Raw genomic sequence first — 13,798 nt, 5'->3', positions numbered from 1 at the left:
GACTGTTTCCGTCGCCACGGGACGGTAATGTGCGGTTATCGTAATGACCCAACCGCCACTTGTCAGCAGGAATCGCCTGCCGCGCTGTAACAAATTCTGCTGTCGTGTTAATTTTGTGAGTAAATTTCACGAAAGGAGTTAACCAATGGACGCACTTGAACTGCTTGTTAACCGTCGTAGCGCTTCCCGCCTGGCCGAACCGGCACCCGTCGGCGAGCAGCTGGAAAACATTCTGCGTGCCGGAATGCGTGCGCCGGACCACGGCACATTGCAGCCGTGGCACTTCTTTATTATTGAAGGCGAAGGGCGTGACCGCTTCAGCCAGCTGCTGGAACAGGGAGCTATTGCCGCAGGCCAGGATGAGAAGGGGATTGATAAAGCCCGCAACGCGCCGTTCCGCGCCCCGATGATTATTGCCGTCGTGGCAAAATGCCAGCCTGACCATAAGGTGCCGGTCTGGGAGCAGGAGATGTCCGCCGGTTGCGCGGTAATGGCAATGCAGATGGCCGCCCTCGCGCAGGGCTTTAACGGCATCTGGCGTACCGGCCCGCTGACCGGGAGCTCCGCCGTGCGGGAAGGTTTCTCATGCGGTGAACACGATAAGATTGTCGGCTTCCTCTATCTCGGCACTCCTCAGCTTAAAGCCTCCAGCACCATTAGCGTGCCGGACACCACGCCTTTCGTCAGCCGTTTTTAACCACACGCGCTAAACTGTCTGGATTCTGAGCATCCGCCGCAGAATTCAGACAGTCATACTTACCTCTTTATGGAATGAGCGCTACCATAGCGCGATTGAGATGACAGGAGACGTCCATGAGCGAGCAAACCATTCGTTTAACGCAGTACAGCCACGGAGCCGGTTGCGGTTGTAAAATTTCCCCGAAAGTGCTGGAGACCATTCTGCACAGTGAGCAGGCGAAGTTTGTCGACCCGAACCTGCTTGTCGGTAACGAAACGCGTGACGATGCAGCGGTTTATGACTTAGGTAACGGCACCAGCATTATCAGCACCACTGACTTCTTTATGCCGATAGTCGACAACCCGTTCGACTTCGGACGCATTGCGGCCACCAACGCCATCAGCGATATCTTTGCGATGGGCGGTAAACCGATCATGGCGATCGCCATTCTGGGCTGGCCGATTAACACCCTCCCGCCGGAGATTGCCCGCGACGTGATCGAAGGCGGACGCTTTGCCTGCCAGCAGGCGGGTATTGCCCTGGCCGGTGGTCACTCTATCGATGCGCCGGAGCCGATCTTCGGCCTGGCCGTCACCGGCGTGGTGCCGACCGAACGCGTGAAGCGCAACAGCACGGCGCAACCGGGCTGCAAACTGTTCCTCACCAAGCCGCTGGGCATTGGCGTACTCACCACCGCCGAGAAAAAATCCCTGCTGAAGCCCGAGCATATCGGTCTGGCAACGGAAGTGATGTGCCAGATGAACCTCGCCGGTGCGGCATTCGCCAATATCGACGGCGTGAAGGCCATGACCGACGTGACCGGTTTTGGTCTGCTGGGGCACCTCTCTGAAGTCTGTCAGGGCGCGGGCGTGCAGGCGCAGGTCTGGTATCAGGATGTGCCGAAGCTGCCGGGCGTGGAAGAGTACATTGCTCAGGGCGCGGTGCCGGGCGGGACGCAGCGCAACTTCGCCAGCTACGGCCATTTAATGGGCGAAATGCCGGAAGCGTGGCGTAACCTGCTGTGCGATCCGCAAACCTCCGGCGGCCTGTTGCTGGCGGTGACGCCGGAAGCTGAAGCTGACGTTCAGGCGACGGCTGCCGAGTTTGGCATCACCCTGACGGCCATTGGTGAGCTGGTGACCGCCCGTGGTGGTCGCCCGATGATTGAGATCCGTTAATTCGATGCGGTTGTTTATTGCCGAAAAGCCAAGTCTGGCGCGTGCCATCGCCGATGTGCTGCCCAGGCCGCATCGCAAAGGCGACGGCTTTATCGAATGCGGTAACGGGCAGGTGGTCACCTGGTGTATCGGTCACCTGCTTGAACAGGCGCAGCCGGATGTCTACGACAGCCGCTACGCCCGCTGGAATCTCAACGATCTGCCAATTGTGCCGGAAAAGTGGCGTCTGCAACCGCGTCCTTCCGTCACCAAACAGCTCAACGTCATTAAGCGTTTTCTGCATGAGGCGACGGAAGTGGTCCACGCGGGTGACCCGGACAGGGAAGGGCAACTGCTGGTCGATGAAGTGCTCGACTACCTGGAACTGGCGCCGGAAAAGCGCCAGCAGGTGCAGCGCTGCCTGATCAACGACCTTAACCCGCAGGCGGTGGAGCGGGCCATTTCACGCCTGCGCGCCAACAGCGAATTTATTCCCCTGTGTGTCTCCGCGCTGGCGCGTGCCCGTGCGGACTGGCTGTACGGGATCAACATGACCCGCGCCTACACCATTCTCGGGCGCAACGCGGGTTATCAGGGCGTACTCTCCGTGGGCCGCGTGCAGACACCGGTACTGGGGCTGGTGGTGCGTCGCGACGAAGAGATCGAAAATTTCGTCGCCAAAGACTTCTTCGAAGTCAAAGCGCATATCGTCACGCCGAAAGACGAACGCTTTACCGCCGTCTGGCAGCCAAGCGATGCCTGTGAGTCATATCAGGACGAAGAGGGACGGCTGCTGCATCGCCCGCTGGCGGAGCACGTGGTCAACCGCATTACCGGCCAGCCCGCGATCGTCACCAGCTATAACGACAAACGGGAAACAGAGCCCGCACCGCTGCCGTTCTCCCTTTCGGCGTTGCAGATTGAGGCGGCTAAGCGCTTTGGTCTTAGCGCGCAGAACGTGCTCGATATCTGCCAGAAGCTCTACGAAACCCACAAACTGATCACCTATCCGCGTTCGGACAGCCGCTATCTGCCGGAAGAACACTTCGCCGGACGCCACTCGGTGATGAATGCCATTGGCGTCCATGCGCCGGATCTGTTGCCGCAACCGGCGGTAAACCCGGATACCCATAACCGCTGCTGGGACGATAAAAAAGTCGATGCTCACCACGCGATAATCCCGACGGCGCGCACCAGCAACGTCAACCTGACCGACAACGAAGCAAAGGTCTATAACCTGATCGCACGTCAGTATCTGATGCAGTTCTGCCCGGACGCGGTGTTCCGCAAGTGCGTTATTGAACTGGAGATTGCCAAAGGCAAATTTATCGCCAAAGCGCGTTTCCTCGCGGAAGCGGGCTGGCGCACGCTGCTCGGCAACAAAGAACGTGACGAAGAGAACGACGGCACGCCGCTGCCGGTCGTGGCCAAAGGCGACGAACTGCTGTGCGAGAAGGGCGAGGTGGTTGAACGACAAACCCAGCCGCCGCGCCACTTCACCGATGCGACGCTGCTTTCGGCCATGACCGGGATCGCCCGTTTTGTGCAGGATAAAGATCTGAAGAAGATCCTGCGCGCCACCGACGGTCTGGGGACGGAGGCGACCCGCGCGGGGATCATCGAACTGCTCTTTAAGCGCGGCTTCCTGGAGAAAAAGGGACGTTACATCCATTCAACAGAACCGGGCCGGGCGCTAATTCATTCGCTGCCGGAGCTGGCCGCCAGGCCGGACATGACCGCGCACTGGGAGTCGGTGCTGACGCAGATCAGCGAAAAGCAGTGCCGCTATCAGGACTTTATGCAGCCGCTGGTGGGGACGCTTTATCAGCTGATCGATCAGGCGCGCAGTACGCCAGTGAAGCGGTTCCGGGGAATGGTCGCCCCAGGCGGCGGGGCGAAGAAACCGTTCAAAAAGAAGAAAAGCGCAGCCAAAAATACAACCGCTTAAACCGTAGGCCGGGTAAGGCGAAGCCGCCACCCGGCGAAAAGCCCGGTGGCACTAACGCTTACCGGGCCTACAAGGGCGAGAATGCAGCGAAACTAAATCACACCCTGTCCGATCATCGCATCGGCCACCTTCACGAACCCGGCGATATTCGCCCCGCGCACGTAGTTAGTTTGCGAAGCCTCGCCGCCGTACTCCACGCAGGCGTGATGAATATCGAGCATGATGTGGTGCAGACGGGCATCCACTTTCTCTGCCTTCCAGCCCATTCTCGCGGCGTTTTGCGCCATTTCCAGACCGGATGTTGCCACGCCGCCAGCGTTCGCCGCCTTGCCTGGCGCAAACAGCACGCCCGCGTCAAGGAACAGGTCGGTCGCTTCAATGGTGGTGGGCATATTTGCCCCTTCCGCTACCGCTTTCACGCCATTGCTAATCAGCGTCCGGGCGGCATCCACGTCAAGTTCGTTTTGCGTCGCGCACGGCAGGGCGATATCCACGGGCACGCCCCACGGCTGTTTACCTTCCAGATAGGTCAGGCCAAACTCACGGGCATAATCCGCTACCCGACCGTCACGGCTGGCTTTGATTTCGCACAGACGCGCCAGTTTTTCTGCCGTAAAGCCAGCTTCATCCACCACGGTACCGCTGGAGTCGGAGGCGGTCACCACGCGCGCGCCAAACGCCATCGCTTTCTCGATAGCGTACTGCGCCACGTTGCCGGAGCCGGAGACCGCCACGCGCATCCCCTCGAAGCTCAGCCCGTGACGCTTAAGCATCGCTTCAGTGAAATAGACCAGACCGTAACCCGTCGCTTCCGGGCGAATCAGGCTGCCGCCAAACGACAGGCCTTTGCCGGTAAAGACGCAGGCGCTGTTGTTGGAGAGCTTTTTCATCATCCCGGCCATAAAGCCCACTTCACGCCCCCCCACGCCGATATCCCCGGCAGGAACGTCGGTGTCCGGCCCAAGGTGGCGATAGAGCTCAGTGACCAGCGCCTGGCAGAAGCGCATCACTTCGCCTTCGCTCTTGCCTTTCGGATCGAAATCACTCCCGCCTTTACCGCCGCCCATCGGCAGGGTAGTGAGCGCATTTTTAAAGGTCTGCTCGAAGCCGAGGAATTTCAGAATCGACAGGTTCACCGAGGGGTGGAAGCGCATCCCGCCCTTAAACGGCCCAATGGCGGAGTTAAACTGCACGCGCCACGCGCGGTTGACCTGCACCTGATTGCGATCGTCCACCCACGCCACGCGGAACTGGATGACGCGCTCCGGCTCTACCAGACGTTCAAGCAGCGCCATCTGACGGTAACGCGGATTTTCCTCAAGGAAGGGCCACAGGGTGGTCATGACTTCACGAACGGCCTGGGCAAACTCGCTTTGGTGCGGGTCGCGCTGCTGAACATGGGCAAGAAAGCTTTCCAGAGAGCGTGTCTGATCCATAGATATAAGAACCTCTTATAATAATGTATGCGTGTGGCGGAGATGTTTTGTGTCGTTTTTTTGACTATACCACCCGCACCGCTTTGAGAGGCAAGCAGAAATTTATGCCGCAAGGGAAATTAATGACAGGGCGCGCGTCATAACTAAAAGCGATGACGAGATAAATTAAAGATCCCGTCCGGATCGACCGTTATAGGTATAAACGATGCAAAGGAAATAAAGTCTATGAACCGTTACGCAATGGTCGCGTTATGTTTGATGGTGTCCGCCGGGGCACAGGCTGACCGCATTCGCCCGGATGTCGAGGTCAACGTGCCGCCAGAGGTTTTTAGCGCTGGCGGCCAGCGTGCGCAGCCGTGTAATCAGTGCTGTATCTATCAGGATCAAAACTATTCCGAAGGCGCAGTGGTCAGGGCGGATGGCGTGCTGTTGCAGTGCCAGCGTGATGAACGCACCCTCAGTACAAACCCGCTGGTCTGGCGTCGCGTAAAAGAATAAACGCTTCCAGCAGCGGTATATCCGCCGGGGCTAAAGCATACGTGAACGCGTCTTCTGGCGTGCACCATACCAGCGCCGAGTGATAATGCGCCTTCAGCTCGCCGCTAAATTCAGGCACATGCCAGGCGTGGAGGTGAATCAGCCGCTGCGACACCTCCCGCTGGTGGCTTGCCACATACCGCGCGGGCACGGCTTCAATGCCGAGCTCTTCGCGCAGTTCGCGGATCAGCGCTTCCGGCTGGGTCTCACCGGCTTCAACCTTCCCGCCCGCAAATTCCCACATTCCTGGCTGATCGGCATGTTCGGGACGCTGCGCCAGCAAAATTTTGCCCTCTTTTTCGAGGATGGCCGCAACCACATCGAGTGTTTTCAGCATGTTCGTCAATAATTAATAGCGAAAAACGACATATTATCGTGCCCTTCCAAAGAGTCCAGTCATCAGGAGAATCAGGTGAAAGAGACATCCGCCTGGGTTGCGCCCATGGAAACCCTTCCCGTCAGCCTCAGCCCCATTGCCGCCATGCAGAAAAAACACTTCGGCGCGGTGCTGAACCCCACGCGCTGGTGGGGGCGTATGCCGCGTCTTTTCTGGCTGGTGGCGCTGTTTGTCGGCTATCTGGAGCGGCGCAAGGCGCGTTTGACGCCAGTTCTGCGATCGCTGCTAATGACGCGGGTCTCGCAGATCTGCCACTGCGCATTTTGTATTGATGCCAACAGCCTGCGTCTGGCCGAGCGGAGCGGGGCGCTGGATAAAGTGCAGGCCGTCAGCGACTGGCAAAACTCCACCCTGTTCAGCGAAGAGGAGCGCGCGGCGCTGGCCTATGCGGAAGCGGTCACCGCCACGCCGCCTCAGGTGGATGAAAATATCAAAAGTCTGCTGAAGCGCCACTTTACGGAAGAGACCATCACCGAAATGACGGCTCTGATTGCCTTTCAGAATCTTTCCGCCCGCTTTAACGCCGCGCTGGATATTCCGGCTCAGGGGCTGTGCGCCACGTTTAAAGGTAAACCACATGCTGGATAAACATCTTCACCCCCGGCTGAAACCCGGGTTAAATCAGCTGGCCGCCGCGCTGGATAAACCGTTTATCACGCCTGATGGCTTAACCCTCGCCGGGTTTGCGATTGGTGTGCTGGCGTTACCGTTTCTGGCGCTGGGCTGGTATCCGGCGGCGCTGATCGCCATTGTACTGAACCGGCTGCTGGATGGTCTGGACGGCGCGCTGGCGCGTCGCCGTGGCCTGACGGACGCGGGCGGGTTTCTTGATATCGCCCTCGACTTCCTGTTTTACGCCCTGGTGCCGTTTGGCTTCGCGCTGGCTGCCCCGGCTGACAATGCGATCGCCGCCGCCTGGCTGCTGTTCGCGTTTATGGGGACGGGCAGCAGCTTCCTGGCCTTTGCCGCGCTGGCGGGGAAGCATGATATCGACAACCCCGGCTATGCGCACAAGTCGCTTTATTACATTGGAGGATTAACGGAAGGAACGGAGACCATCGCGCTGTTTGTGCTGTGCTGCCTGTTTCCGGCGCATTTCGCGCTCTTTGCCTGGACGTTTGGCGCGTTGTGCTGGCTGACCACCACAACGCGCATCTGGAGCGGTTATATCACGCTGAAATCACTTCCCCGCTAGCGTGCGCTCTCCGGTCCGCGCTCCCCGGTGGAGACCGGGTTCTGCGGATGGCTGCTCCATTCATACCAGCCGCCGTCGTAAACGGCAACGTTCTGCCAGCCCATGGCGCGGGCGTACATAAAGGCTTCAGACGCGCGCCAGCCGGTACCACAGTAAAACGCAACGTGCTGCTCCGGCAGGATATTCCACGTTTTCCACATGGCGGCAATATCATCGGCGCTGCGCATGGTGCCATCCGGATTGTGGAAATCTTCCATGTGGGTCGCGTCGCTGCCCGCATGGCCCCAGCGCGCACCGGCAATCTCACCTTTTGGCTTGATATAGCTGTAGCCGCTGGTTTCACCGATAAACTCTGGCCAGGAACGAATGCTCACCAGCGAGGCGTCCTGACGGTGCAGCATTCCCCGGGCCTGCTCCATATCCACCATCAACCGGGGCTGGCCCGGGATCGGCGCGCCAAAATCAGGGGCTGGCTTCACCTTTGCAGGCGTTCCGCGCTCAACGGGCAGGCTGGCGTCGGACCACGCCTTCCAGCCGCCATCCAGAATTCGCACATCCTTCACGCCCGCGTAGAGCATGATCTGCGCCACGCGCGCGGCGGCATACACGTCGCGACCGTACAGAATGACGGTGGTATCGTGACGGATCCCGTGCTTCGCCAGCATCGCTTTCAGCTTTTCGTCAGAGACCTTATTCCACAGCGGTTCGCTTTCCACTTCATTGGTGTCGATATAGCCCGCACCGGGAATGTGGCTCAGGAGATAAAGCTTCGGCGCACCCCAGCCAGCCTCGATCACCTTCCACTCTCCGGCTGGTGCGGCGGTAACGGGTTTGCCCTGCTGCAACTGGCGGATCCACTGCGGATAAACCAGCTGTTCGAAATGCGCCAGACGTTGCAGACGGTCGGATTGTTGCAGGGCATCGCTCAGGGTGGAGACGTGGGTAAAGCCCGCTTTCTCCAGCCGCGCTTTGACGGTCTGGTTGTCATCATCGTTGCCATAGAGCGCAACTGGCATGTCTGGCGTAAGCCGATGCTGTTTTGCCCAGCCGCTGAGCTGTTCATCGCTCATTGCCCCAAGCCAGCTGGCAGAGAGATTAAGCGCGGCGGGTTCATGCCCGGACGTTCCGCTCAGGGTCTGCGGCCAGCCGTTATAGAACGCACTGATGCGTGTATCAATTACCGCGCCGTTTTGCGTCTGGAGCTGAGCCAGATTGAGGGAGTGGGGCATATCAGCCGCCATGGAGGAGAGTGAGGCGAGGCCGCAGATCAGGGCCAGCGCGGTCAGTTGAGAAACACGTTTCATCGAAAAACCTGACGTCATTAAAAGAGGGTGGCATTGTCGTCTCTCCTGAAGCCAAAAACATTGCGTTAGCACATTATTGCCAGCGAGAAATCTCAATTACCTCGCCGCCGGGCGGAATATCGTCCTCATCATGCGTGACCAGCACCACCGGGATCCTGCGCTGGCGAGTAACCTCGAATACCCACGCCCGGAATGAGGCGCGCAGCGTTTTATCCAGTCGACTGAACGGCTCGTCGAGCAGCAATGCCTGCGGTTGGGCGAGAAGGGCGCGCAACAGGCTGACCCGGGCGCGCTCGCCGCCGGAAAGGGTGGCCGGATCGCTGGCGAAGTGGTTTGCCAGCCCGGCAGTCTCCAGGGCCTGTTCTACCGCGTTGCGGCGGGCGCGCCCGACGATGTGCGCTGGCAGCGCCAGCATCAGGTTTTGCCCCACGCTGAAGGCGTCAAACAGCAGGGCATCCTGAAACAGAATGCCGATCCCGCGAGTTTCCACGGGGAGCATATCGCAGCGGCGATCGTTCAGCCACAGCTCGCCGTGCGCCTTAAAATCAGCGGATAACGCCCCCACCATCCAGGCGAAAAGGGTCGATTTCCCGCTCCCGGAGGGCCCCATCAGCGTGACAATCTCCCCCGCCGGGACGCGGAAGTTGACCTCACGGAAGAGTGGCGCAATGGTGAGATTTTTCACGTTCAGCATTAACGTAATCCTTGTCTGTGACGGCCCACGAGCCGGGAGAGCAGCGCGGCAAGGGCAAATACGCTGCTGGTCAACAGCAACAGACCCAGCGCCCGGCTGGCGAGGATCGGAATGCTGCCGCCGCTGCTGAGGGCGACCGCCTCCGTCGTCAGGGTGGTGAAACGTCCCGCTCCCAGCCAGAGGGTCGGCATGTACTGGGCCATGCTCACGGAAAAGCCGGTGGCAAAGGCCAGCAGGGCCGGACGAATCATCAGGGGGCATTTTACCAACCAGAAAATTTTCGCCTGTCGCCAGCCCAGCGTTCTGGCGGTGAGGATAAGCCGGGGATCGAGCCTGCGCCAGGCCGGTTGCAGCACCAGGAGCATCCACGGGAGAACCCAGAGCATATGGCTCCAGAGCACCGCAGCGTACTGGCCGTCGATGCCCAGCCACAGCGCCACGGCATACTGCCCGGACACGAGGGGCAGCGCCGGAAGGGCGAGCGGCAGCCAGACCCACACCGCGCCGCGCTGGGGTCCCCACTCAAGCCAGAGCATGAGGATGGTCAGCGCTGTCAGGCTGGACAGCAGCCCCAGTGAAAGGCTGTCGCTGACGGAGCCGATGTCGTCCCGGCGTGCCAGCATCAGCAGAACCAGCGCACAGAGCACGCCGCACAGCGGCAGTAACCCGCCCAGCGTCCGTGCGGGCAGCGCGCTATGCGAAGCGCGACGTACCCCGGAGGGGTCAGGCTGGGCGCGCCGCCATGCCGTCCAGAAGCCGTATCCCACCGCGGCAAGCGCCGCCAGCAGCAGGAGCAACACCAGACACAGCAGCGTTCCCTTTGTTTGCTGCTGCGCATCGCCCTGGGTGAGCCACTGCCAGGCCAGCACCGCCAGCGTCGGCGGGTTGCCCGGCCCGAGCACGATCGCCACATCCACCACGGAAAGCGACCAGGCGAGCACCGCCAGCATCACGGCGCCCAGCGCGGGGGCAATGGCCGGGAGGACGAGCCAGTTGAGCGCCTGCATGCGTCCGTAGCCGAAGGTATGCAGGACAATTTTCTGCTGTGCGAGGCGCTTTTCAGGCAGCGCGGCGTAAATTGCCCACAGAACGAACGCGCTCTCTTTGACCGCAAGCGTCAGGCCAAGCCCGATACCGTAGCGGTCAAGCTGCGGCGAACAGACTGTACAGATCCGGTAAAACTGCCCCCCTTCCGCAAACAGCAGCAGCGCGCTGGTGGCGAAGGCGACGTGCGGCACGGCTAACAGCCACGGCAGACGGGTGCTCAGGCGCTGCCAGCCTTCACCCGGCCAGAGAAGCGCAAGCAGGATCAGGGCGATAAACAGTGAGCCCAGCGTCGCGATAAGCGTGGAAACCAGCGTGGCGGCCAGCGCCTGCGGCAGCTGCGGGTCGGCAAACATCGCCGCCCAGTTGCCGGGAGAAAACGCCGGGGCCAGCAGCATGCCGCTGGCGGGAAGCAGGGGCAGATAGATGACCACCATTGCCGCCCAGACCAGCCCGCTTAGCGGGTTCCGTAGCGGCGAAGCCATTCCTGCTCCAGGGCGTTAACCCAGGCGGCGTGCGGTTCGGGAAGCACATCAGGCGTGCCTGAGGGGGTAAAGGCGCGAAGCTGTTTTGCCGCTTTCGCAGGCAGTTTTTCGCCATCCAGCACGCTCGGGTCACCCCAGACGGCAGGATTGGCTTTGCGGATCTGCGCCTGCGGTGACAGCAGGAAATTGGCCACTACCTTCGCGCCTGCGCTCGCGCTGGCGTTTGCCGGGATAGCGACAAAATGGACGTTGCCGATCATGCCTTTGAGAAAGCCGAAACTGTAGCTGTCGGCAGGCAGTTCACCGCTCGCCACCTTTTGCATCGCATGGGCGGGGTTAAAGGTGAGCGACAGGTGCAGACTGCCGCTGGCCAGCAGCGTATCCATTCGTGCAGGCGACGGAGGAAAATCGTTCCCTTCGCGCCACAGCAGGGGGTGCAGCGTATCAAGGTAATCCCACAGCGGCGCGGTGACCTGCGCAAAGGTACTGTCTGGCGCGTTTTTTAGCGCCTCCGGATGGGCGGTCAGCGCCAGTAGTAGCTGTTCAAGAAACGCCGTGCCGGTAAAATCCGGTGGTCGCGGATAGCTCACCTTACCTGGGTGCTGTCGGGCGTATACCAGCAGCGCGTGGGGATCTGCCGGTGGCGTCGGCGTACTCGCTTTACGGGCGATAAAGGTTAATTGCGCGCCGCCCCACGGGGATTCTGCCCCATCGGTCGGGATGGCAAAATCTTCCGTTACCGGTTTACGGGTATCGACGTAGCGCCAGTTGGGCAGGGTTTGCGCCCAGCCGGTGAGCAGCAGGTTTGCCGCTTTCAGGTTGCGGAAGTTTTCCCCGTTTACCCAGAGCAGATCCACCGACCCGTTACTGCTACGTCCTGCGGCATGTTCCGTCTGGATCCGCTTCACCGCGTCGGCGGCATCGGCCAGATGAACAATCTTCAGGTTGATGGCGTAGTGCGTTTTCATCTCGCCGCTCACCCAGTCGAGGTAGCGGTTAACGGCCTCGTCACCGCCCCAGGCGTTAAACCAGACGGTCTGCCCGGTGGCCTGTTGCTGAATGGATTGCCAGCTCTCTGCGGCGAAGGCAGAGGTTGCCAGCAGCAGACTCGTCAGAAACGCGCAAAAACGCACCCGGCGCATAATGCCTCACTTTTTAATCGAAGGGATGTAACGGGAAAACAGCCAGCGAGTGACCAGCGGTAATAACCCTAACAGTGTAAAGGCGAACAGCAGTCCCGGCGACAGAATATCGCGCAGCGAGGTGAGTTTCCCCAGCTCGCGTCCGGCGTTCAGATAAATGACGGTGGCAGGCAGCATTGCAAGCTGGCTGACCCACCAGTAGTGACGCACCCTGAGACGGGTTAGCCCCATCAGCAAATTGACCAGAAAGAACGGGAACAACGGCATCAGGCGCAGGGCAAAAAGGTAGCGTGCGCCGTCGCGATCCATCCCCGCATCTATCGTGCTCATCTGTGCGGCAAAGCGCCGTTGCACCCAGTCGCGCAGCAGATAACGGCTAACGAGCATGGCAAGCGTGGCGCCGAGCGTCGAGGCAAATGACACCAACAGCGTCGCCTCCCACAGGCTGAAAAGCGCCCCGCCGAGCAGCGTCAGAAGCGCGGCTCCGGGGATCGACAGCGCGGAGAGCAGAACGTAAACCGCAAAATAGATCAGCGCGCTCTGAAGAGGCGCCTGCTCCACACGATCGAGCAACGTTTGCTGGTGCATTTTTAGCGTGTCGAGGGAGAGCATGCCTGGAGGAAGCAAAACAACGGTCAAAACAAATGCGCCCAGAAGGGCGCACAGGAGACTGATTTTTTTAATATTCACTGAAGTTTACAGCTTGAACGTTGCCCATACCGGCGCATGGTCGGACGGCTTTTCCATACTACGGATGTCATAGTCGATACCGGTTTCGATGCAGCGTTCGGCCAGGGGGGCGCTCGCCAGCAGCAGATCAATACGCAGGCCCCGGTTGTCATCGAAGCCTTTAGAGCGATAGTCAAACCACGAGAAGCGATCCTGCGTCGCCGGGTTAGCCGTGCGGAAAGTATCCACCAGCCCCCAACCCAGCAGGCGCTCCATCCACTCGCGCTCCTCCGGCAGGAAAGAGCATTTGCCGGTGCGCAGCCAGCGCTTACGGTTCTCTTCGCCAATACCGATATCCAGATCCGTCGGGCTGATATTCATGTCGCCCATGATCAGCACCGGGTTTTCTTTTTTGAGTTCGGTTGTCAGGTAGTTTTGCAGATCCTGATAAAACTTCGCTTTGGCCGGGAATTTGGTTTCATGATCGCGGCTTTCACCCTGCGGGAAATAGCCGTTGATGACGGTCACATTGCCGAGCGCGGAAGGAATTTCCGCCATGATGATGCGGCGTTGCGCCTCTTCATCGTCACCCGGGAAGCCACGACGCACCGACACCGGCGTATCTTTGGTCAGCAGCGCAACGCCGTAGTGGCCTTTCTGACCGTGGTAAAAAACGTTATAGCCCAGCTTCGCTACCTCTTCGAGCGGGAACATATCGTCGTGAACTTTTGTCTCCTGCAAGCCGATCACATCTGGCTGATGTTGCTCAACAATCGCTTCAAGCTGGTGAGGGCGGGCACGCAGGCCGTTGATATTAAAAGAGACAAATTTCATAGTCGCTGCCAATGCAAGGTGAATAGTGCAAGGATGGTAGCAGAATTTACGTCGTCTGTTATCCGCTTCGCCCAATTACTGCGACAGATAATGCCGACGGTGCAATATTTGCACCATTTCGGCGCGTTTTGCCCTCGAACAGGGCGCAAAGCACCGATAAATTTCGCGAGCGATCACAATTCCAGAATTATATTTGGCCTCTGCATACTCTTTCTTGTTTTCATGCGGCAAAGCGCCGCTTGCCGTAAAAATATTCACTATTTATGCATTATCAGTG

14 protein-coding genes are annotated in these 13,798 nt (G+C 59.7%); 6 read left to right on the top strand and 8 right to left on the bottom strand.

The genetic code is table 11. The annotated features are described in order from the left end of the window. Window positions 1-145: 145 nt before the first annotated feature. The 3 genes from ACOTW6_RS05855 (at window position 146) to ACOTW6_RS05845 (ending at window position 3,784) form a co-directional block, all read left to right on the top strand. On the top strand, window positions 146-697 hold the full coding sequence (locus ACOTW6_RS05855) for an NAD(P)H nitroreductase (RefSeq protein ID WP_213788639.1): 552 nt from the start codon (window positions 146-148) through the stop codon (window positions 695-697). Window positions 698-813: 116 nt separating this feature from the next. After that, window positions 814-1,857: a selenide, water dikinase SelD gene (gene selD, locus ACOTW6_RS05850; protein WP_015570773.1), complete on the top strand. Its 1,044-nt coding sequence runs from the start codon at window positions 814-816 to the stop codon at window positions 1,855-1,857. 4 nt (window positions 1,858-1,861) lie between these two features. Further along, window positions 1,862-3,784, top strand: coding sequence for a DNA topoisomerase III (locus ACOTW6_RS05845; RefSeq protein ID WP_017384681.1), 1,923 nt, complete (start codon window positions 1,862-1,864; stop codon window positions 3,782-3,784). A 92-nt stretch (window positions 3,785-3,876) separates the two neighbouring features. Here ACOTW6_RS05845 and gdhA read toward each other — a convergent pair whose 3' ends face one another. After that, the gene (gene gdhA, locus ACOTW6_RS05840) at window positions 3,877-5,220 is read right to left on the bottom strand and encodes an NADP-specific glutamate dehydrogenase (protein ID WP_015570765.1); all 1,344 of its coding nucleotides are present in this window, start codon (window positions 5,218-5,220) and stop codon (window positions 3,877-3,879) included. Between the two features lie 225 nt (window positions 5,221-5,445). Between gdhA and ACOTW6_RS05835 the strand changes: the two genes are divergently transcribed. Beyond that, window positions 5,446-5,718: a YnjH family protein gene (locus tag ACOTW6_RS05835; protein WP_213788640.1), complete on the top strand. Its 273-nt coding sequence runs from the start codon at window positions 5,446-5,448 to the stop codon at window positions 5,716-5,718. On the opposite strand, the gene ACOTW6_RS05830 is transcribed toward ACOTW6_RS05835, so the two are convergent. Further along, a complete protein-coding gene (locus tag ACOTW6_RS05830) occupies window positions 5,678-6,094 on the bottom strand; it encodes a pyrimidine (deoxy)nucleoside triphosphate diphosphatase (protein WP_047062624.1) in 417 nt (138 codons plus the stop codon). The two genes, ACOTW6_RS05835 and ACOTW6_RS05830, sit on opposite strands and share 41 nt — an antisense overlap. Window positions 6,095-6,169: 75 nt before the next feature. On the opposite strand from ACOTW6_RS05830, the gene ACOTW6_RS05825 reads away from it, so the two are divergent. Next, the gene (locus ACOTW6_RS05825; protein ID WP_017384678.1) at window positions 6,170-6,742 is read left to right on the top strand and encodes a carboxymuconolactone decarboxylase family protein; all 573 of its coding nucleotides are present in this window, start codon (window positions 6,170-6,172) and stop codon (window positions 6,740-6,742) included. Further along, the gene (locus tag ACOTW6_RS05820) at window positions 6,732-7,349 is read left to right on the top strand and encodes a CDP-alcohol phosphatidyltransferase family protein (RefSeq protein WP_015570762.1); all 618 of its coding nucleotides are present in this window, start codon (window positions 6,732-6,734) and stop codon (window positions 7,347-7,349) included. Before ACOTW6_RS05825 ends, ACOTW6_RS05820 begins: the two co-directional genes overlap by 11 nt. Here the strand turns inward: ACOTW6_RS05820 and ACOTW6_RS05815 are convergent. From ACOTW6_RS05815 to xthA, 6 genes are all read right to left on the bottom strand, one after another. Then, window positions 7,346-8,653, bottom strand: a complete 1,308-nt coding sequence (locus ACOTW6_RS05815) for a sulfurtransferase (RefSeq protein WP_213788641.1) — start codon at window positions 8,651-8,653, stop codon at window positions 7,346-7,348. The genes ACOTW6_RS05820 and ACOTW6_RS05815 overlap by 4 nt on opposite strands. A gap of 73 nt (window positions 8,654-8,726) precedes the next feature. Continuing rightward, on the bottom strand, window positions 8,727-9,347 hold the full coding sequence (locus tag ACOTW6_RS05810) for an ATP-binding cassette domain-containing protein (protein WP_213788642.1): 621 nt from the start codon (window positions 9,345-9,347) through the stop codon (window positions 8,727-8,729). Continuing rightward, on the bottom strand, window positions 9,347-10,876 hold the full coding sequence (locus tag ACOTW6_RS05805; protein ID WP_213788643.1) for a thiamine ABC transporter permease: 1,530 nt from the start codon (window positions 10,874-10,876) through the stop codon (window positions 9,347-9,349). Before ACOTW6_RS05805 ends, ACOTW6_RS05810 begins: the two co-directional genes overlap by 1 nt. Further along, window positions 10,849-12,018 (bottom strand): ABC transporter substrate-binding protein, encoded by a 1,170-nt coding sequence (locus ACOTW6_RS05800; protein WP_213788644.1) that lies wholly within the window; start codon window positions 12,016-12,018, stop codon window positions 10,849-10,851. Before ACOTW6_RS05800 ends, ACOTW6_RS05805 begins: the two co-directional genes overlap by 28 nt. A 6-nt stretch (window positions 12,019-12,024) precedes the next feature. Continuing rightward, window positions 12,025-12,708, bottom strand: coding sequence for a TVP38/TMEM64 family protein (locus ACOTW6_RS05795; RefSeq protein WP_032670970.1), 684 nt, complete (start codon window positions 12,706-12,708; stop codon window positions 12,025-12,027). Between the two features lie 6 nt (window positions 12,709-12,714). After that, window positions 12,715-13,521, bottom strand: a complete 807-nt coding sequence (xthA, locus tag ACOTW6_RS05790; RefSeq protein WP_015570756.1) for an exodeoxyribonuclease III — start codon at window positions 13,519-13,521, stop codon at window positions 12,715-12,717. Between the last annotated feature and the right edge of the window lie 277 nt (window positions 13,522-13,798).

The sequence above is a fragment of the Enterobacter cloacae complex sp. IR5403 genome (assembly GCF_049238705.1).
GTDB classification, from domain to species: domain Bacteria; phylum Pseudomonadota; class Gammaproteobacteria; order Enterobacterales; family Enterobacteriaceae; genus Enterobacter; species Enterobacter hormaechei_C.
Note: the sequence above shows the minus strand (reverse complement) of the source record. Positions and strands in the feature narration are given on the sequence as shown.